A 19,316-nucleotide genomic window follows, 5' to 3' on the forward strand; every position below is an offset into this window, starting at 1 on the left:
CGCGGGTCGGGGACAGTCCACGAAACTCTACTGACCTGCTACGACGCCCCCGCCCCCGGCTCCCGCTCCAGCCCGCGCTCCTCCGGCTCCAGGTCCCGCTCCCCCGCCTGGTCCCGCTCCAGCCCGCGCTCCTCGACCTCGAGGTCCCGCTCCCCCGCCTGTTCCGGCGCTCGCTCCCGCTCGCGCTCCAGCTCGGCCAGCGCGAGCAGTTGCTCGACGGTCATGTCCTCGGGGATCGGTACCGGCGCCGGGGTACGCAGCGGCGGCTGCCAGCCCTCGTCCGGGGCCCAGCGCCGTATGATCCGGGCCGGCGCGCCGGCCACCACGGCGTGGTCGGGCACCTCGCCCCGTACGACGGCGCCCGCCGCGACCACCACATTGCGGCCCAGCCGCGCCCCCGGCAGGATCACCGCGCCCGCGCCCAGCCAGCTGCCGGGGCCGATGTGGACGGGCGCGGAGCGTGGCCACTGGCGGCCGATGGGCCGGTCCGGATCGTCGTAGGAGTGGTTGTCGCTGGTCACGTAGACGTACGGACCGCAGAAGACATCGTCGCCGAACTCCACGCACACGGAGGCGATCACATGGCTCCCCCGGCCCAGCACCACGCCGTTGCCGATGCGCAGCACCGGTTCGGGGCCGAGGTCCACATCGGGCATCATGCCGGCGGTGAGGGTCACCTGCTCGCCGATGACGCAGTGCTCGCCGAGCTCGATCCACGGTTCGCCGAAGAGGGTGCCCTGGGGGAACGCCAGCCGGGTGCCGACGCCGATGCGGCCGAAGCGGTACGGGCCGGGGCGCTCGGCGGTCACCGCGCCGGCCCGCTGTACGGCGCGCCAGCCGCGGTGGACCAGCCGGGAAGTGACGCGCCCGCACCAGCCCCGCCAGGATGAGAACACGTTCTCGTTCTTCGGCATTCGCCCACCGTATCGGCCCATCGGGAGACCGTCCGCCTCACCCCGGCGTTCCCCTCCCCGGCGCCTCGCGCAACACGCAGTCGCCGCACAACCCGCCGCCGGGCACCCGGTAGTAGAGACAGCAAGTGCGGCGCCGGTAGCCGAGCGGCGCGGTGCTGAGGGTGCCCGCGTCGCGCAGCGGCGGGTGGTCGAGCTGGGCGCGCGCCAGCTCGACGGCCCGGTCCGCCGCCTCGTCGAGGCCACGCGCCCGGCACCAGTCGTGCAGCACCCGCAGCGAACCGACCAGCGCCGAGGCCGAGTTGCCCCACAGCAGCCGCCCCGAGACCCGGTACGCCCGCTCGATGGCCTGGTGCAGCGGCACCAGATGGACGATTGCCGCGGTGCCCACCGGTCCGGCGAGTCCTCCCGGTTCGCCCATCACGGACGGCGCGCCGGGCCACCACAGGTCGTCGGGGGCGACCCGCCCGGGGTTCCACCACAGCCGGTCGGGCCGGAGGTGGGGCACCCCGCCGGAGAGGGCCGCCGGGCCGAGCGCGAGGGACCACACCCGGGCGGCGAGCCCCTGGAAGACGAGCGAGGCCGCGACCCTCGGTTCATCGGTGCGCAGGCTCGCGGCGACCGCCTCGACACGGGCGCGCAGCACCGGCCCGGCGGCGCCCGCGCCGGTCAGCCGGTACGCCTCGCCGATCCGCGCGTACCCCTCCGCCTCCGGGTCGCCACTGCCGGTGCGCAGCGCGAAGAACGGCCCGACCCGCGCCGCGTCCGGCAGCGGCGCCTCATCCACCGTCGGCCGGGGGCTGGAACACTCCGCCGTCGGCCGGGGGCTGGAACGCTCCACCGTCGGCCGAGGCCCGGGACACTCCGCCGTCGGCCGGGCCCTGGAACGCCTCCAGCAGCCGGTCCGCCGCCAGCGTGGCCGTCAGCGCGCACTCGCGGACCCGCTGCTCCAGCTCGGGCCCGAGCCGCCGCACCTCGGGGTGGGCGTGCAGCCGCGCGAGCAGCTGGTCGCGCACCATCGACCAGGTCCAGTCCACCTGCTGGTCGCGCCGCTTGGCGTGCAGCGCGCCCGTGGCCTCCAGCACCCGGCGGTGCTGTTCCAGGCGCTCCCACACCACATCGAGCCCGGTGGACTCGCGGGCGCTGCAGGTGAGCACCGGCGGGTTCCAGGGCGCGTCATGCGGCTGCAACAGCCTCAGCGCGCCCGCCAGTTCGCGGGCCGCCGACTTGGCGTCCCGTGCGTGGGGTCCGTCGGCCTTGTTGATGGTGACCACGTCGGCCAGCTCCAGGACGCCCTTCTTGATGCCCTGGAGCTGATCGCCGGTGCGGGCCAGGGAGAGCAGCAGGAAGGAGTCGACCATATTGGCCACCGCGGTCTCGGACTGGCCCACGCCCACGGTCTCCACCAGCACCACGTCATAGCCCGCGGCCTCCATGACGACCATGGACTCGCGGGTGGCGCGGGCGACCCCGCCCAGCGTCCCGGCGCTGGGCGAGGGCCGTACGAAGGCATTGCGATCGACCGCCAGCCGCTCCATCCGGGTCTTGTCGCCCAGGATGGAGCCGCCGGTGCGGGTCGACGAGGGGTCGACGGCCAGGACCGCGACCTTGTGGCCGACCCCGGTGAGCATGGTGCCCAGGGCGTCGATGAAGGTGGACTTGCCGACACCGGGCACCCCGCTGATGCCGATCCGCCGGGCCCCGCCGGTGTGCGGGAGCAGCTCGACGAGCAGCCGCTGAGCGAGGTCGTGGTGGTCGGGGCGGGTGGACTCGACGAGCGTGATCGCACGCGCGATGTACGCGCGCTTGCCGTCGAGTACGCCCTTGGCATACTCCTCGACGTCGATCGTCCGTGGCATTACAGCTCGTGGCCGAGGTCGGCGGCCAGCTTCCGTACCAGGTCGTGGGCGGCGTCGGGGATGACCGTGCCCGGCAGGAAGACGGCGGCGGCGCCGGCCTCGTGCAGGGTCTGGACGTCCTGCGGCGGGATGACTCCGCCGACCACGACCGTGATGTCCTCGCGCCCCGCCTCGGCCAGCTGCTCGCGCAGCGCGGGCACCAGCGTGAGGTGGCCGGCCGCGAGCGACGACACGCCGACGATGTGCACATCGGCCTCCACCGCCTGCCGCGCGACCTCCTCGGGGGTCTGGAACAGCGGGCCGACGTCGACGTCGAAGCCCAGGTCGGCGAAGGCGGTGGCGATCACCTTCTGGCCGCGGTCATGCCCGTCCTGGCCCATCTTGGCGACCAGGATGCGGGGGCGGCGGCCCTCCTCGCGCTCGAACGCCTCGACCAGCGCGCGGGTGCGGTCCACGCCGGACGACGGTCCGGCCTCGTCTCGGTACACACCGGCGATGGTACGGATCTGGCCGGAGTGGCGGCCATAGACCTTCTCCAGCGCGTCGGAGATCTCGCCCACGGTGGCCTTGGCGCGGGCGGCGTCCACGGCCAGGGCCAGCAGATTGCCCTCCAGGCCCGCGCCAGGACCGGACTCGGCGGCCGCGGTCAGGGCGCGCAGGGCGTCCTGGCAGACGGCCTCGTCGCGCTCGGCGCGCAGCCGCCGCAGCTTCTCGATCTGCTGGGCGCGCACCACGGAGTTGTCGACCGCGCGGACCTCGATCGCCTCATCGCTGTCGACCCGGTACTTGTTGACGCCGATCACCGGCTGGCGCCCGGAGTCGATGCGCGCCTGGGTGCGGGCCGCGGCCTCCTCGACGCGCAGCTTGGGGATGCCCGCGTCGATGGCCTTGGCCATGCCGCCGGCCGCCTCGACCTCCTCGATGTGCTGCCAGGCCCGCCGCGCCAGGTCGTAGGTCAGCTTCTCGACGTACGCGCTGCCGCCCCACGGGTCGATGACCCGGGTGGTGCCCGACTCCTGCTGGAGCAGGATCTGGGTGTTGCGGGCGATGCGCGCCGAGAAGTCGGTGGGCAGCGCGAGCGCCTCGTCCAGGGCGTTGGTGTGCAGCGACTGGGTGTGGCCCTGGGTGGCGGCCATGGCCTCCACACAGGTGCGCGCCACGTTGTTGTAGACGTCCTGGGCGGTCAGCGACCAGCCTGAGGTCTGCGAATGGGTGCGCAAGCTGAGCGACTTGGGGTTCTTCGGGTCGAACCGCTTGACCAGCTTGGCCCACAGCAGCCGCGCCGCCCGCAGCTTGGCGACCTCCATGAAGAAGTTCATGCCGATGGCCCAGAAGAACGACAGCCGGGGCGCGAAGGCGTCCACGTCCATCCCGGCGTCCATCCCGGCCCGCAGATACTCCACACCGTCGGCGAGGGTGTACGCCAGCTCCAGGTCGGCCGTGGCTCCGGCCTCCTGGATGTGGTAGCCGGAGATGGAGATGGAGTTGTAGCGCGGCATCCGCTGCGAGGTGAAGGCGAAGATGTCGGAGATGATCCGCATCGACGGCTGCGGCGGATAGATGTAGGTGTTGCGGACCATGAACTCCTTGAGGATGTCGTTCTGAATGGTCCCGGCCAGCTTCTCGGGCGGTACGCCCTGTTCCTCGGCGGCCACGATGTAGAGCGCGAGCACGGGCAGCACCGCGCCGTTCATCGTCATCGACACGCTCATCCGGTCCAGCGGGATGCCGTCGAAGAGCTGCCGCATGTCGTAGATGGAGTCGATGGCCACGCCCGCCATGCCGACGTCACCGGTGACCCGGGGGTGGTCGCTGTCGTAGCCCCGGTGGGTGGGCAGGTCGAAGGCGACCGACAGGCCCTTCTGCCCGGCCGCGAGATTGCGGCGGTAGAAGGCGTTGGACTCCTCGGCGGTGGAGAAGCCCGCGTACTGCCGGATGGTCCAGGGCTGGTTGACGTACATCGTCGGGTACGGGCCGCGCAGATAGGGCGCGGCGCCGGGGTAGGTGCCCAGGAAGTCGACGCCCTCGAGGTCCTCGGCGGTGTAGAGCGGTTTGACCCCGATGCCCTCGGGGGTGTCCCACACCAGGTCCTCCACGCCCTTGCCCGCGCCGTTCTGGAACGCGGCGGCCCAGTCGGCGGAGCTGGGCACCGGGCCTTCGGCCGGTCCGTCCAGATCGACCGCCGAGAAGTCCGGGATCTTCCCGGGCTCCAGCGAAGAGCCCGTCATCACGCCACCCCCATGGTGTCCAGAGCCGAGGAGAGCACCTCGACCGCGTCGCAGCCCGCGAAGACGTATCCGTCCACTCCGGCCCGCTCGTACTCGTCCTGTTGTGCCCCCGGCCGTCCGGCCAGGTAGACCCGGGTCGCCCCGGCCGCCTTCAGCCGCTCGGCCACGGCGGCCGCCTCCTCCGCGTACAGCTTGTCGCTGGAGCACAGGCAGGCCACCCGGGCGCCGCTGGCGGTGAACGCCTCGGCGGCCGTCTCCGCGGTCACGGTGACCGGTTCGTGGACCGCCTCGATCCCACCCGCCTGGAAGAGGTTGGAGGCGAAGGAGGCGCGGGCGGTGTGCGCGGCGGCGGGGCCCAGCGCGGCCAGGAAGATCCTGGGCCGGCCGCCCTCGGCCGCCAGATGGGCGTCGGAGCGGGTGCGCAGCGCCTCGTACGCCTCGTCGCGGCGCACCCTCGGCAGTCCGCCGCCGGGCCGCTCGGGCGCGGGGTCGCGCTCGACGGACCGCTCGGCGAGGTTCGGGAACTCGCTGACGCCGGTGATCGGCTCCTTGCGGCGGGCGAGGGCGCGGCCGCGGCGGGCCCAGGTCTCCGCGAGCCGGTCGCGGACCAGCCCGGAGGCGAGGGCCGCGGCCATGCCCCCGGCGCGCTCGATCTCCTGGAACCAGGCCCAGGCGGCGCGGGCGACGTCGTCGGTGAGCTTCTCGACGTACCAGGAGCCGCCGGCCGGGTCGATCACCCGGGCCAGATGCGACTCCTCCAGCAGGATCGTGGAGGTGTTGCGGGCGATGCGCCGGGCGGAGTCGTCGGGGAGGCCGATGGCGCTGTCGAAGGGCAGCACGGTGACCGCGTCCGCGCCGCCGACGCCCGCGGCGAGGGTGGCCACGGTGGTGCGCAGCATGTTCACCCAGGGGTCGCGCCGGGTCATCATCACCGGCGAGGTCACCGCGTGCTGGCGCTGGGCGCGCGCCTCGGAGGGCGCGCCGCACGCCTGCGCCACCCGCGCCCACAGGCGCCGGGCGGCCCGGAGCTTGGCGATGGTGAGGAACTGGTCGGCGGTGGCCGCGTAGCGGAACTCCAGCTGCGCGCAGGCGGCTTCGACGCCCAGTCCCTCCGCGGTGAGGGTGCGCAGATACGCCACGGCGGCGGCGAGGGAGCAGCCGAGCTCCTGGGCGGCCCCGGCGCCCGCCTCGTGGTACGGCATCGCGTCCACGGCGAAGGCCCGCACCCCCGGGTGGTCGCGGTCGCAGATCCGGGCGAGGTCGGCCGCGGCGGCGAGCTGCCCGGCCAGGCCGTCATCGCGTCCGGTACGGGCCTCGAGGCCCAGCGGGTCCGCGCCGAGGTTGCCGAGCGCGGCGCCCGGCGGCACCTCGCGGCCGGAGTAGAGCCGCAGCAGGGCGCGGGCGGCGGCCTCGAAGTCCGCGCCCGCGTCGAGGGCGACGGTGGCGAGGTCGAGATAGACCCCCTTCAGCGCCTCGGGCAGGGCGTCCACCGGCACCCCGGCCGCGCCGACGGCGAGCCAGACCGAACCGGCGCCGTTCTCCAGGTCGGCGAGGATCGCCTGGTTGGTGTGCGCCGGATCGGGGTGGGCGTGGCGCTGGCGTACGTCCCAGCCGGACACGGCGGAGCCCTCGGCCCGGCCGCCGCGCACGAAGGGCGCGAAACCGGGGAATCCGGCGTCCTCGGGGGCGTCGTCGGCGGTGTAGAGGGGGTGGACGGTGATTCCGTCCTCGAGTGCGGTCGCGAGGGCCTCTTCGGCCTCGGCGCCCACGGCGTCCGAGGTGCCGGTTTTACGCAGCACGCCTTCGACGAGGTGGCGCCATTGGTCTCGCGTCACTTCTGGGAAATCGTCGGCTAGGGGAAGCCCGTCGGGCAGGACCGTCATAGGGAGGAGGCTAATGGGGTCCGCTAAAGCCGGAGCAGTGGTTAGGGCTGTGAGCTTACTCTCTAGTGATCTCAGGGGTGAGCACTAGGGATTTCAGGGGTAACGGCGGCCCTCGGCCGGGGTGGGTGAGGCGGATGGGCCGGCCGCGGGGGTCGGGACGTGTGCTCGCTCCGTCGCCGGCGCCCCGGACGCGCAGAGGGCCGGCGCCCCGGACGCACAGAGGCCCGCCCGGTGCGACGGGGGATGCACACCGGGCGGGCTCGAAGACCTTTTTACCGCATCGGCGGGGGGTTATGCATCAAAAACCTGTTCGCTTCCCCCGATCACCATGCGACAGGCAGTGAGATCAGGCCACGCGCGCGGATCGTCGGCCGCCACCGGAGCCGCTCCCTCGGGACGTCCAGCCGCAGCCCCGGGAAACGGCGAAGCAGCGCGGCCAGAGCGGTTTCCATCTCCATTCGGGCCAGCGGCGCGCCGAGGCAGTAGTGGATGCCATGGCCGAGCGCAAGGTGACCGGACCGGCCAAGATGTGGATTGAACTCGTCCGGATCCTTGAAGTGGGCCGGGTCACGGTGGGCCGAGGCCGCCGACAGCAGCACGGTCTCCCCGGCGGGGATGGTCGCACCGCCGATCTCGATGTCCTCCAGCGGGAAGCGGCGGATCCCCAGCGTCGCGGGCCCCTCGTAGCGCGCCAGCTCGTCGAAGGCGGCCGCGAGACCGCTCGGATCCTCGCGCAGCTCCTGGAGGACCGTGGGGTGGTCGAGCAGGGTGAGCACCGAATTGGCGATGAGATGGACGGTGTTCTCGTAGCCCGCGAGGAGGATGAGGAAGGCGAGCGAGGTCAGTTCGTCCTCGCTGAGCCTGCCGCCGCCGTCACCGTCGCCGCCGTCCCCGGCCTCGTCGTCACGGACCCGGATCAGATCCGAGAGCAGATCGTCCGCGGGCTCGGCGCGCTTCTTCGCGATCAGCTCGGTGTAGAAGCGCAGCATGCTGCCGACCGCTTCCTTCGCCGCGCCCGGCCGCGCCGGATCGGGGGTGATCAGGGCGTCGCTCCAGGCCCGGAAGTCGCGCCGGTCGCGCTGCGGGACGCCGAGCAGATCGCAGATGACGATGATCGGCAACTGCCCGGCGTAGGCGGCCAGGAGGTCCGCGCGGCCGTCGGGCTCGATGGCGTCGAGCAGCTCGTCGGCGATCCGCCGGACCGGTTCGCGCATCTTCTCCACGCGGCCGGGGGTGAACGCCTTGACCACCAGCCGGCGCACCCGGGTGTGGTCCGGGGGGTCCATGTTGAGCAGATTGGCGTCGAGGGCGGGCGGCAGGGAGAAGCCGCTGAAGTTGCCCGGCCCGGCGTGGCGCTTGTCCAGGGCGAGGCGCGGATCGGCGAACAGCCGCCGTACGTCCTCGTAACGGGTCACCAGCCAGGCGGGGCGTCCGTCGGTGCCGGCGATCCGGTGGACCGGGCCGGCCTCGCGCAGCTTGGCCAGGGCCGGGTGGAGGTCCTCGATCAGCGGGGCGGTGTCAACGAGCTCCGGGCCGTCCGTTCCGGCGGCGTTCGCGGTGTTCTGCATGGATCCCGACTCTAGGCCGTGGCGTCCGCGGTGCCTGGACGGGTGGGCCATTCCAGCCCGTCCAGGCGATGTGCACGCCGATGGTGAAATGTGGTGGCCGGGAGGCGGCGCCGGGGCTGAATCTCCCCGGCGCCGCCTGTGCCACGGGCGGCCCCGACCCCCGTCCAGGGCCACCTCGTCTGTGATCCCCCCGTTCACCGCCGCCGGGCGGCGGTCTCCTCTCTCAGTTCCGCGAGTACCTCGTCCACCAGCGGCAGGTGGTAGACGTCGGCGACGCGGGCCAGATGCTCGTGCTCCGCCACCAGTTCGGCCCCTGTCGTCACCACCACGCTGTCCGCCGCGGACTCCGGCACATGTCCGTTTGCTTGATTCAGCAAACCGCGTCTGAGCGCCGCTGCTTCCACTACGGCAGCAAGTTGCCAATCGCCGAGTCGCGCCGCGCCGCCCTTGACATGCGCAATCTCCAGCACGCGGGCCTCCACATGACGCCGTACGCCGCGCTGGACATCCCGGATCTCCGCCATCTGGCGGTTGGCCCGCCACTCCAGATCCGCGAACGGCCACCAGCCGGTCCAGCGGGACTGCCCCATGGACACCTCGGGGGCCTGCTCGGTGACCTCCCGCCACAGCGGCCGCAGCCTCCGGAAGCGGCGCCACGCGGAGGCCCTCGGGCCCACCGCGGGGATGGCGAAACCGGCCAGCACCAGGAGCGCCGCGACCGAGGCGGTCAGCGGGGCCACTCCGTTGGAGAGCCAGTACAGCTCATGGCCCGCCCAGGAGAAGACGAAACCGATCAGCTTGCAGGCGCAGTACGCCAGTCCCAGCCAGCATCCGGCGGCCAGCACCCGCAGCCCCCGGGCCAGCCATGAGCCTCGCAGGCTGGCGGCATAGCGCGGGCACAGGATGCCGAGCCCCGCCAGACCGGCTCCGAAAATGGCCAGATACAGCACCAGGAAGAGGACCACTCCGGGGGCGTCGGCGTAGGCGGTGCTGAAGTCGCGGGGGTGCTCCACGGCGTCCGGGCGGCCCACCGCGAAGCCGACGACGGCCACCGTCCACGCCACGGCCACGGCGGCGACCACCGCGCGGGGCGGCACCGCGGAGCCCGTCCAGCGCAGCAGCAGCACCAGGGCGCCGGTGGCGAACACCACGACGGAGGAGTAGAGGAAGACCATGGCGAGATTGGCGACGCCCACCAGCCCGTCGAACCAGCGGTAGACGCTGGGCGCGGAGAGCAGGAACACATTGGCCACGGCCGCGGTCATCACACACGCCAGGCCGAGATCGGCGTTGGCGCGGTCGCGGAACCAGGCGCGGGCCTTGTAACCGGCCATCGTCCAGGCGGCGGCGCCGAAGCACAGATAGACGAGGTCAAACACCGGTGTCACCGCCCGGTTCACCGCGTACGCCATCGGTACGGACGACCCCGTCGGTGCGCACATGGCGCAGCGCCGGGCCCAGCGCCGCGGCGAGTTCGGCCGCCCGGCCCTCGAGCGGCAGCCCGTGGTCCGGCGAGGTCGGCACCACACGCTCCATCAGGAGGGTGCCCAGCACCTCGGTCTCGCGCTCGGTGAGGTTGTCGTAGCAGTGGTGGCGGGCGAAGTCCGGGGTCATCCCCAGCCTGCGCATCGCGGTGGTCACATCGACCGACGGCGTCCACATCCGCAGCGCGTCCTCGGTGACCGCCGGGTCCTGCTCGTGCCCGAGCAGCAGATGGCCGATTTCATGCAGCACGATATGGATCTGGTGCCAGGGGGACGTCCTGAGCTCGTAGAAGATCCAGTAGTCCTCGTCGGTGGAGGCGGTCATGCCCGAGACCACACCGCCCAGGCTCATCGGCACCAGGTGGACGGGGCGTCCGACGCGGCGGGCCACGAGGTCGCACAGACCGGGCAGGTCGGTCGAGGCGGGCAGCCCGAGCTCCTTGATGAGCTGCTTGCACCGCCGCCGTATCCGGCCCACTCGCATGCCTGTACCACCCTCGTTTCCGGTCCGCCGCCAGGAGGAGAAGAGTTCCGGGTCATCGACGGCCATTCGTCGCCCCGCCGTCCGGACCGCCCGAACCGTCCGCCTCTCCGGCGCCGTTCGTCCCGGGCGGCTCGGGCGGAAGGTTCATCTGCTGCCGGAACTGGGAGATGATCGTGGTGAGACTGTCCTGGACCTCTGGCGGGAGGCCCACGGAGCGCAGCGCGATGCTGCGGACCCGCTTGTCGCGCATGGCGACGAGGAACCGTACCTCCTCCTCGACCCGCTCCGCCTGCGAAGGCGACAGATCGCCCAGCAGATAACCGACGGGCACGGCGAAGAACTTGGCGAGCCCCCGCAGCACATCCGGACTGGGGTTGGTGCGCCTGCCGTTGCGCAGCATCGACAGATACTGCTCGGTCAAACTCACCCCGCCGTACTCCTCGCCGCCGCTGATCTCCTCGGCGACATACGCGTTGGTGTACGGCGCGCCCGGCGGGTGCATGGTGGTGAACAGGTAGTTGAGCCGGTCCGCCAGCGGGCTGCCGGCCGCGTCCGGTGACCCGTCTCCACCCGCTGCCATCTGCGCCCCCTCACGGCTGCTCCCGGGCTCGCACGCCCTCACGGTTGGTTAAGGCGAACGACGCCGCGCGATGCATCCTGCCATGTGCCTCGCGGGGCACACCAGCCCGGTGCCGCATCACGGGGGTGGAGGACTTAACTACCAGTTGGTAGCTGAGCCAGAAGGGTGATCCGTCAGGCGAGGGAGGCGACCGGTCGACGGCCGGGATGTCCGCTTGCTGCCAGCGGCCGCGGCCGGGGGACCGGTGTCCTCCCTCGCTCTCAGCGCACGCACCGGGCCATCAGTCCACGCTCTGGAGGATGTGCGGCTCGGCGAGGTCGTCCTCATAACCGGCGAGTCGGATCGGCGCGGAACGCGCCCATACCTCCAGACTGCCCACCTCGGCTGCCTGCACGAACCTCCCGCTGTTATCGGCGCGCGCGTCGTCGCTCTGTGTTTGTTCGGGGGTCACCGCACACTCCCTCGTGTCGGCTGAACCGGATCTGTCGTCAGGTTAACCAGCGCTTGAACGCTTCGCGCGTCGATTCTCAGGGAGTGGACAACAAGCCGCCGCCGGGACCGCGTTCCGCGCCCGGTGGCCGCGCGGAGCCATCCGTGATGAGCTGGTACGTACGAGACCCACCGAACACGTCTCACTTGGTGGACAGCGCGGTATCCCAGGCGACATGGCCGTCGGGGCGCACCAGGACCGTCCGCCGCCCCGCCCAGCCGTCATGGGTGGTGGTCGGGCGCGCGGTCACGGCCCGTATCCGGTCCGGACTCCCGGCGAGCGCGTCGGCGGTGGCACGGGCGTCGCCCGGGTCACGCCCCGTATCGCCGTCCGCGCCGAGGTGGAGCAGCACGAAGCGCCCGTCGGCCAGCAGCGGATACAGGCTGGGCTCGGGCGCCCCGTCCAGCCCGAGGTCGGGGGCCCGGGTGCCGGTGAGCCGGTCGGGCGCCCCGTCCGCCGGGTAGGCCACGTCCAGCGCCGAGAGCTCCCCGGCGAACCGCCGGTTCACCGCCGGATGGGCCAGGAGCCGGCCGAACACCGAGCGCAGGGCCTGTACGTCGGGCGTGTGCGTGGCGCCGAGCACGGTCTGGGCCTGGGTGTTCTCCAGCAGCGCGGCCCCCACGGGGTGGCGCTCGGCGTGGTAGGTGTCCAGCAGCCCGTCGGGCGCGCGGCCCTGGCACACCGCGGCCAGCTTCCAGCCGAGGTTGAAGGCGTCCTGGAGCCCCACATTGAGGCCCTGGCCGCCCATGGGCATGTGCATATGCGCCGCGTCCCCGGCGAGCAGGACGCGGCCGTCGCGGTAGCGGGCGGCCTGCCGGGCGGCGTTGCCGAACCGGGACAGCCAGCGGGGTGCCCGCATCCCGAAGTCCGTGCCCGCGACCTGGCGCACATAGCCGCGCAGCTCCTCGAAGGTGAGCGGCCGGTCGGCGGGGACGGTGAGGGACTCCCTGGTGGAGCCCGCGATGCGGTGGTGCCCGTCGGCCAGCGGGACGATCAGGAAGCCCCCGTACTCGTTGTCGACCGAGGGGACCGACGGCGGCGCGTCGAGCACCACATCGCCCAGGAAACCGGTGGTCGTGGCCCCGGTGCCGGGGAAGTCGATCCCGGCGGAGGTCCGTACGGCGCTCCCGGCCCCGTCACAGCCCATCATCCACGCCGCGCGCAGGGTGTACGTCCCGTCGGGGCCCGCCACGTCCACCTCGGCGCCGTCCGCGTCCTGGCGCACCTCCAGCGCCCGGTGCCGCCGGCGGATCTCCCCGCCGAGCGCCCGCAGCCGCTCCTCCAGCAGCTGCTCGGTGCGGAGCTGCGGCAGTACCAGCGTGTACGGGAACCGGGTGTCCAGCACGGAGAAGTCCAGCCGGACCGGCAGCCCGCCGTAGTGCCCGGTGGGCACGGGCACGCCCTCGCGGACGAACGGCCCGGCGATGCCGCGCATCGCCAGCACCTCCAGGCTGCGCGGATGCAGGGTCAGCGCCTTGGAGTGCGGGCTGCGGGCGGCCGCGCGTTCGATCACGGTGACGTCCACGCCCACCAGCCGCAGCTCGGCCGCGAGCAGCAGCCCCACGGGTCCGGCCCCCACCACGACGACGTCGGTCACCACACCATCTCCCTCGCTCTGTTCCGATCCCGGCCTCTTGATCCAGGATCAATGATCTGGCCCCAGTAGACTTGATCCCGGATCAAGACGCAAGCGGAGGGAGAGCGACGGCATGGGCCTGGACCGCACGGCCGTGGTGACGGCGGCACTGGAACTGCTCGACGAGGCGGGGCTGGACAAGCTCACGATGCGCAAGGTCGCCGAGCGGCTGGGCGTGCAGCTCAACACCGTCTACTGGCACGCCTCCAGCAAGCCCCGGCTGCTGGAGCTGATGGCCGACGCGATGCTCGAGGGATGCGCCGACGCGCCGCTCCCGGAGCCCTGGGACGAACGGGCGCGGACGCTCGCCCACCGCTATCGCGCCGCACTGCTCTCCCGCCGCGACGGCGCCCGGGTCGTGGCCGGGACATATATCGCCGAGGAGCACACCCTGCGCTTCGCGGACGCCATGACGGGGGCGTTCCTCAGCGGTGGCCACGGCCCCGCCGAAGCGGGCTGGCGGACCTGGTCGCTGGTGTACTTCACGCTCGGCCTGGCCCAGGAGGAGCAGGCCGCCCAGGGCATCGGCGGCATGGAGCCGCTGCGGCGGGCGGTCACCGCCGAGCGCTTCCCCTCCCTCGCCGCGGTCACCGAACACTTCGGTGACTTCGAGCACCGCTTCCGGCACGGCGTCGGGCTGATCGTCAGGGGACGGGAAGCGAGCGGGTAACCCGCCCGCTTCCGGGCCAGGAGATCCGAGGTCTTGCCGCGCCTGCCCTGGTGCGGGCGCCATTTCCGGCTGCCATCCCCACCGTCCATCCGATGTTTATGACGCCCGAGGGGTTCCGGTTCCGCCATGGGGCCTGCATCATGCCCGAGGGGTTCAGATCGAGGAACCTCAGGCATGTACGTGACCGCCGCCGCGCCCCGCCGCCCCCGCCGAAGAACGCCCGCACCCCGGTTCACACCCCTGGAGCGTCATGTCATCCGCACCCACCAGAAGGACCGTCGTCGGCACCGCCATGGCCGCGGGCGCCGCCGCCGGACTCGCCGGCCCGGCCACCGCGTACGCCGCCGGGCCACCGGCCCCCGCCGCGGCCGCCCGCCCCGCGGGGGACCCCTGGGCCACGGTCCTCGCCGACGCCGACATGGTGTGGCAGAAGCTGCCGCGGACCTGGTACGAGGGCCCCTTCCTCGGGAACGCCCGGCTCGGCTCGGGCATCTACGCCGAGCCGGGCGGCGCCAACGCGGTGCGCTTCAACGTGCAGCACAGCGAGGTCCAGGACCACCGGCCGGAGTTCGGCTCCCTCTTCGGGCTCGCACGGCTGCCCATCGGGTACTTCACCCTGGAGCCGGTCGGTGCCATCACCGCCGTCGACTGGCGGCTGCGGCTGCGCGACGCCGAGCTGACCGGGACCATCACCACCGACAAGGGCACGCTCACCCTCCGCGCCCTGGTGCACAACTCACGCTCCGTCATGGCGATCGAGGTGACCCCGACCTCCGGTGAGGCCGCGTTCCGCTGGGTGTTCCACCCCGCCGAGGCCATCAGCCCGCGGGTCGACTTCAAACCGGTCCCCGACGGCTACACCGGCAACCCCCCGGCCGTCGTCGAGGACCACCACGGCGTCCAGGCCGCCGTGCAGCCGCTGCTCGCCGGCGGACAGCATGTGACGGCCTGGCGGGAGCGGACCCGCGCCGGGCGGCGGACGCTGTACGTCACCGTGGCCCACTCCCACCCCAAGCGGACCGCGCGCGACCGCGCCCTGAAGGACATCGGGTCCGCCTCGGCGCTCCCCTACGACGCCCTCGCGCCCACCCATCGCGCCTGGTGGCACGCCTACTACCGGAAGAGCTTCCTCTCCCTCCCCGACGCCCGGCTCCAGCGCTTCTACTGGATCCAGCTGTACAAGGTGGCCGCGGCCGCACGCGCCGACGCCCCCGTGATGGCCACCTCGGGACCCTGGCTGGAGTCCACCCCGTGGCCCGCCACCTGGTGGAACCTCAATGTGCAGCTGGAGTACTGGCTGATCCACGGCTCCAACCACCTCGAACTCGACGCGGTGACACGGGCGCTCGGCGAATTCCGCGACAACCTCTCCAACCAGCTCGACGCCCCGTACCGCAAGGACTCGGCGGGCATCCCCCGCACCACCGACATCCATCTGGTCAACGGCGGCGCGGTGGCCAACGGCGGCTTCGCGGTCGGCATCCCCGGCCAGGACCCGCCCACCCCCGAGGTCGGCAACCTCACCTGGGCGCTGCACAACGTGTGGCTGACCTACCGCCACACCATGGACGAGTCGGTGCTGCGCGAGGTGGTCCATCCGCTGCTGCGCAAGGCCATCGCCTACTACCTCCACTTCCTCACCCCCGGCAGCGACGGCAAGCTGCATCTGCCCGCCACCTTCTCGCCGGAGTACGGCGTCAACGCGCCCGACTGCAACTACGACCTGATGCTGCTGCGCTGGGGCTGCGCCACCCTCCTTGAGTCGGCCCGGATCCTCGGCGTCAAGGACCCCTCCGCACCGCGCTGGCGGGAGGTGCTGGCCAAGCTCGCCCCGTACCCCGTCGACGAGAACGGCTTCATGATCGGCGCGGGCGTGCCCTTCGCCAAGTCCCACCGCCACTACTCCCATATGCTCGCGGTCTATCCGCTGTACGAGGTCACCTGGGAGGACCCCGCCAAGCGCGAGCTGATCGAGACCTCCCTCAACCACTGGGTCGGCTTCGAGGGCGCGCTCCAGGGCTACACCTTCACCGGCGCCGCCTCGATGTCCGCGCAGATGGGGCGTGGTGAGGACGCGCTGAAGTACCTGGTCGAGCTGATGAGCCGCTTCATCCAGCCGAACACCATGTACAAGGAGTCCGGCCCGGTCATCGAGACGCCGCTGTCCGCCGCGCAGTCGCTGCACGACATGGTGTGCCAGAGCTGGGGCGGGGTGATCCGGATCTTCCCCGCGCTGCCCACCGCCTGGAGTGAGCTGATGGTCCACGACTTCCGCACCCAGGGCGCCTTCCTGCTGAGCGCCGCCCGCGAGGGCGGCCGGACCCGCTGGGTGCGGCTGCGCAGCGAGGCGGGCGCGCCCTGTGTCGTACGGCACTCCCTGGACGGGCCCATCGAGGTGCGGGACGGGCACGGGCGGCGGCTGCCGTACGAGACCGTGGGCGCGGGAACGATACGGATCGCGCTCACCAGGGGCCAGGAGGCGATCATCACCGCCCGCGGCGACCGCCCGGACCTGACGGTCCGCCCGGTCGAGGCGGGCGAGCCGGCGCCGCGCTGGGGGCTCCCCGCGACCTGAACCGAGTCCCGGACCGAGTCCCGAATCGCACCCCGGACCGCGTCCCGAACCGCGTCCCGGACCGCGCCCACGGTCTCCCGGCCGGGGCCCGGCCGCCGACGGATGACGCGTGCCGACCCCGGTTCCGGGTTACCCATCACGCATGAGACACATCAGTGACTTCGACCGCCGGCTGTTCGCGCGGGTCGCGGACAGCCGGCTCCGCGGTGCCCATCCGTTGCTGCCCCGGCTCAGCCGGGCCGCCGACCGCGGCCGGCTGTGGTTCGGCACGGCCGGGGTGCTCGCCACGGTCGGCGGCCGCACCGCGCGGCGGGCCGCGCTGCGCGGGATGGGTTCGCTCGCCGCCGCCTCGCTCGCGTCGAACGTCGTGGTCAAGTGGACCGTGGAACGCAAGCGTCCGGTCATGGACGGGGTGCCCCTGATGCGCCGGCTGCGCCGGCAGCCGTGGACCAGTTCCTTCCCCTCCGGGCACTCGGCCTCCGCCGCCGCCTTCGCCACCGGAGTGGCGCTGGAGTCCTCGCGGTACGGCCTGCTGGTCGCCCCGCTCGCCGCCGCCGTCGCCGTCTCCCGGGTGTACGTGGGGGTCCACTACCCCAGCGATGTGCTGGCCGGTATCGCCCTCGGCGCCGGGGCCGCCGCGCTGACCTGCCGCTACTGGCCGCCGCGCCCCGAGGTCCCGGCGCGGGCCCGGCCGCGGATCTCGGCGCCCGCCCTGCCCAAGGGCGACGGTCTGGTCGTCATGGTCAACCAGCGGGCCGGTACGGGAACCCCCACCGGCGCGTTCACGGTCGCCGAGCAGCTGCGGGTACTGCTGCCCGCCGCGGACATCGTGGAGTGCGGGCCCGACGACGACTTCATGGGCCTGCTCGGGCAGGCCGCCCAGCGCGCCGTCGAACGGGCCGGGGCGCTGGGCATCTGCGGCGGGGACGGCAGCGTCAACGCGGCCGCCACGGTCGCGGCCGAACGCGGGCTGCCGCTCGCCGTGTTCCCCGGCGGCACTCTCGACCACTTCGCGCTGGACCTCGGCGTACCGGCCTTCGAGGACACCGCGCACGCCGTGACCGAGGGCGACGCGGTGGCCGTGGACCTCGGCCGCGCCACGCCCCTCGCCGGAGGCGGCGAGACCAGCCACTTCGTCAACACCTTCAGCCTCGGCTTCTACCCGGAGCTGGTGCGCATCCGGGAGAGCCTCCAGGGCCGGCTCGGCAAGTGGCCCGCGGCCGCCGTCGCGCTCACCCGGGTGCTGCGCACCGCGCGCCCCATGGAGGTCGAGGTCAACGGGCGGCAGCGGCGGCTGTGGATGCTGTTCGCCGGTAACGGCGTCTACTCCCCGGAGGGTTTCGCGCCCGCCTACCGTCAGCAGCTCGACGACGGGCTGCTCGATGTGCGGGTGATCGACGGCGAGGAGCGGCTGGCCCGCACCCGGCTGCTGATCGCGGCGCTCACCGGCACGCTCGGTCGGTCACATGTCTATACGACGCGGCGCATGCGCCAACTGCGCCTGTCGGGCCTCCACGGCGTGGACAGCCGTGCCTACGATGGAGAGGTGGCCGCCGACCCCGCGGAGAAGCTGCTCATCGACAAGTGGCCGGGGGCGCTCACCGTCTACCGCCCCGCCGAGCCGCAGAACGAGTTGCTCCAAAGGGCCCGTACGGCGGCCGCGAAGGCACCCCATTGGTGGAGGGCCCTACTACGCAAGTAGTACGCACAAGTCTGTGCTCAAGGACGACGACGGGGGCACACCCCACCGTCAAGGATGAGGGCATGGACGACGACCGATCGGCCCAGGGGGCCGCGACGTGACCTCCCTCGCGCTGTCTGTGCTGCTGGCCCTGGCCTCGGCGGTCTGCTACGCCGCCGGAGCCATACTCCAGGAGCATGTCGCGGCCACGACGCCGCGCCTCGCGTCCGCTCCGCTGCGGCGCGGGAGTTGGTGGGCCGCGGTGAGCCTCAACGGGACGGGCGCGGTCCTCCATGTGATCGCACTTGCCTACGGCCCGCTGAGCGTGGTGCAACCCCTAGGGGCTCTCACGATCGTCTTCGCCCTGCCGATGGCGGCCATGTTCGTCCGCCGCCGGGTCGGGGCGGCCGGCTGGCGGGGTGCGCTGCTGGCCACCGTGGGGCTCGCCGGGCTGCTCTCGCTGACCGGCTCCTCGCGGGCCCAGTCGCTGGCCGAGCGGGACGGCTTCTGGCTGATCGTGATCACGGTCTCCGCCATCGCCGTGCTGATCGGGGCGGCTCGTCTGATGCGGTCGCCCGGGATCCGCAGTGTGCTGCTGGCGGCGGCCGCGGGGACGGCCTTCGGCGTCTCGTCGGTGGTCACCAAGAACGTGGCCGTGGAGTGGACCTGGGACGCGTGGGAGGACGCCCTGCCCGGCCTGGTCACGATCGGGCTGCTGGCCTCGGGCGGGGTGCTGCTGTCCCAGGCGTCGTACCGGGGCGCCGGGCTGGCCTCGCCGCTGGCGACGGCGACCGTGGTCAACCCCGTGGTCGCCACCGCCGTCGGCCTCGCCGCGCTGGGCGAGCACTTCCGGCACGGCGCGCCCGGCACGCTGCTCGCCCTGGTGGCGGCCCTCGTCGCGAGCACCGGCCTGGTGATGCTGACGGTGCACAACGCCGAGGCGGAGGCCGAAGCGGAAGCCGCCGCCGAGGACGCCGAGGCCACGGTCGTCGAGGCGCCGGACGCCCCCGGCCACGACGGGCGCGATGCCGCGGGTGGAGCCGGTGGCATCGGCGGGCCGGAGGTCCCGGAGGGGCCTGGCGGACCCGGCCCGCACGAGGTGCCGGCCGGCCGCGAGGTGCCCGCCGAGCCCGGTCCCTCGCTCCGTCTCCCCCACCCGATCCCCCGCCAGCCCACCGGCGACGAGGAGCCCGAGCCCCACCTGTCCGACCCCCACCTACCCGACCGCGGCGAGGCCGTCCTGCAGCACCACGCCTGAGCGCCCCGC

At 73.0% G+C, this 19,316-nt stretch carries 15 protein-coding genes; 4 read left to right on the forward strand and 11 right to left on the reverse strand.

Translation table 11 applies throughout. From position 1 onward, the window contains the following. Positions 1-38: 38 nt before the first annotated feature. The 11 genes from JK364_RS05785 to JK364_RS05835 form a co-directional block, all read right to left on the reverse strand. Positions 39-914: an acyltransferase gene (locus JK364_RS05785; RefSeq protein ID WP_230991318.1), complete on the reverse strand. Its 876-nt coding sequence runs from the start codon at positions 912-914 to the stop codon at positions 39-41. A 37-nt stretch (positions 915-951) separates the two neighbouring features. Then, the gene (locus JK364_RS05790) at positions 952-1,698 is read right to left on the reverse strand and encodes a (2Fe-2S)-binding protein (protein WP_201848090.1); all 747 of its coding nucleotides are present in this window, start codon (positions 1,696-1,698) and stop codon (positions 952-954) included. After that, positions 1,691-2,770, reverse strand: coding sequence for a methylmalonyl Co-A mutase-associated GTPase MeaB (gene meaB / locus JK364_RS05795; protein ID WP_230991319.1), 1,080 nt, complete (start codon positions 2,768-2,770; stop codon positions 1,691-1,693). Before meaB ends, JK364_RS05790 begins: the two co-directional genes overlap by 8 nt. Next, positions 2,770-4,998: a methylmalonyl-CoA mutase gene (scpA, locus tag JK364_RS05800; RefSeq protein WP_201848092.1), complete on the reverse strand. Its 2,229-nt coding sequence runs from the start codon at positions 4,996-4,998 to the stop codon at positions 2,770-2,772. The genes meaB and scpA overlap by 1 nt, the downstream gene beginning before the upstream one ends. Then, positions 4,998-6,881 (reverse strand): methylmalonyl-CoA mutase small subunit, encoded by a 1,884-nt coding sequence (gene mutA, locus JK364_RS05805; protein ID WP_201848093.1) that lies wholly within the window; start codon positions 6,879-6,881, stop codon positions 4,998-5,000. Before mutA ends, scpA begins: the two co-directional genes overlap by 1 nt. Before the next feature lie 323 nt (positions 6,882-7,204). Then, positions 7,205-8,449 carry a cytochrome P450 family protein gene (locus JK364_RS05810; protein ID WP_201848095.1) on the reverse strand — a complete coding sequence of 415 codons (1,245 nt, stop codon included), beginning with the start codon at positions 8,447-8,449 and terminating at the stop codon, positions 7,205-7,207. A gap of 194 nt (positions 8,450-8,643) precedes the next feature. Beyond that, entirely contained in the window at positions 8,644-9,828 is a 1,185-nt protein-coding gene (locus JK364_RS05815; RefSeq protein ID WP_201848941.1) for an MAB_1171c family putative transporter, read from the reverse strand. Then, positions 9,821-10,483, reverse strand: a complete 663-nt coding sequence (locus JK364_RS05820) for an ImmA/IrrE family metallo-endopeptidase (protein ID WP_201848097.1) — start codon at positions 10,481-10,483, stop codon at positions 9,821-9,823. The genes JK364_RS05815 and JK364_RS05820 overlap by 8 nt, the downstream gene beginning before the upstream one ends. Continuing rightward, complete coding sequence (locus JK364_RS05825) at positions 10,470-10,997, reverse strand: helix-turn-helix domain-containing protein (protein ID WP_201848099.1); 528 nt, start codon at positions 10,995-10,997, stop codon at positions 10,470-10,472. Before JK364_RS05825 ends, JK364_RS05820 begins: the two co-directional genes overlap by 14 nt. A gap of 280 nt (positions 10,998-11,277) precedes the next feature. Beyond that, positions 11,278-11,448 carry a hypothetical protein gene (locus tag JK364_RS05830; protein ID WP_020866352.1) on the reverse strand — a complete coding sequence of 57 codons (171 nt, stop codon included), beginning with the start codon at positions 11,446-11,448 and terminating at the stop codon, positions 11,278-11,280. A gap of 181 nt (positions 11,449-11,629) precedes the next feature. Next, the gene (locus tag JK364_RS05835; RefSeq protein WP_201848100.1) at positions 11,630-13,084 is read right to left on the reverse strand and encodes an FAD-dependent monooxygenase; all 1,455 of its coding nucleotides are present in this window, start codon (positions 13,082-13,084) and stop codon (positions 11,630-11,632) included. 112 nt (positions 13,085-13,196) lie between these two features. Between JK364_RS05835 and JK364_RS05840 the strand changes: the two genes are divergently transcribed. From JK364_RS05840 to JK364_RS05855, 4 genes are all read left to right on the forward strand, one after another. Beyond that, positions 13,197-13,793, forward strand: a complete 597-nt coding sequence (locus JK364_RS05840; RefSeq protein WP_201848101.1) for a TetR/AcrR family transcriptional regulator C-terminal domain-containing protein — start codon at positions 13,197-13,199, stop codon at positions 13,791-13,793. A 250-nt stretch (positions 13,794-14,043) separates the two neighbouring features. After that, positions 14,044-16,368, forward strand: coding sequence for a glycosyl hydrolase family 95 catalytic domain-containing protein (locus tag JK364_RS05845; protein ID WP_201848102.1), 2,325 nt, complete (start codon positions 14,044-14,046; stop codon positions 16,366-16,368). A gap of 142 nt (positions 16,369-16,510) precedes the next feature. After that, on the forward strand, positions 16,511-18,070 hold the full coding sequence (locus JK364_RS05850; RefSeq protein ID WP_201848103.1) for a bifunctional phosphatase PAP2/diacylglycerol kinase family protein: 1,560 nt from the start codon (positions 16,511-16,513) through the stop codon (positions 18,068-18,070). 97 nt (positions 18,071-18,167) lie between these two features. Beyond that, positions 18,168-19,307, forward strand: a complete 1,140-nt coding sequence (locus JK364_RS05855) for a DMT family transporter (RefSeq protein WP_201848104.1) — start codon at positions 18,168-18,170, stop codon at positions 19,305-19,307. Positions 19,308-19,316 lie beyond the last annotated feature (9 nt).

Source organism: Streptomyces endocoffeicus (assembly GCF_016741935.1).
Lineage (GTDB): Bacteria > Actinomycetota > Actinomycetes > Streptomycetales > Streptomycetaceae > Streptomyces > Streptomyces endocoffeicus.

Excerpts from the sequence above, each read along its gene's own strand:
- JK364_RS05825 (WP_201848099.1), bottom strand. The coding sequence starts at position 10,997 with ATGGCAGCGGGTGGAGACGGGTCACCGGACGCGGCCGGCAGCCCGCTG.
- JK364_RS05845 (WP_201848102.1), top strand. The coding sequence starts at position 14,044 with ATGTCATCCGCACCCACCAGAAGGACCGTCGTCGGCACCGCCATGGCC.
- JK364_RS05820 (WP_201848097.1), bottom strand. The coding sequence starts at position 10,483 with ATGGCCGTCGATGACCCGGAACTCTTCTCCTCCTGGCGGCGGACCGGA.
- JK364_RS05785 (WP_230991318.1), bottom strand. The coding sequence starts at position 914 with ATGCCGAAGAACGAGAACGTGTTCTCATCCTGGCGGGGCTGGTGCGGG.
- JK364_RS05840 (WP_201848101.1), top strand. The coding sequence starts at position 13,197 with ATGGGCCTGGACCGCACGGCCGTGGTGACGGCGGCACTGGAACTGCTC.
- JK364_RS05810 (WP_201848095.1), bottom strand. The coding sequence starts at position 8,449 with ATGCAGAACACCGCGAACGCCGCCGGAACGGACGGCCCGGAGCTCGTT.
- scpA (WP_201848092.1), bottom strand. The coding sequence starts at position 4,998 with ATGACGGGCTCTTCGCTGGAGCCCGGGAAGATCCCGGACTTCTCGGCG.
- meaB (WP_230991319.1), bottom strand. The coding sequence starts at position 2,770 with ATGCCACGGACGATCGACGTCGAGGAGTATGCCAAGGGCGTACTCGAC.
- JK364_RS05850 (WP_201848103.1), top strand. The coding sequence starts at position 16,511 with ATGAGACACATCAGTGACTTCGACCGCCGGCTGTTCGCGCGGGTCGCG.
- mutA (WP_201848093.1), bottom strand. The coding sequence starts at position 6,881 with ATGACGGTCCTGCCCGACGGGCTTCCCCTAGCCGACGATTTCCCAGAA.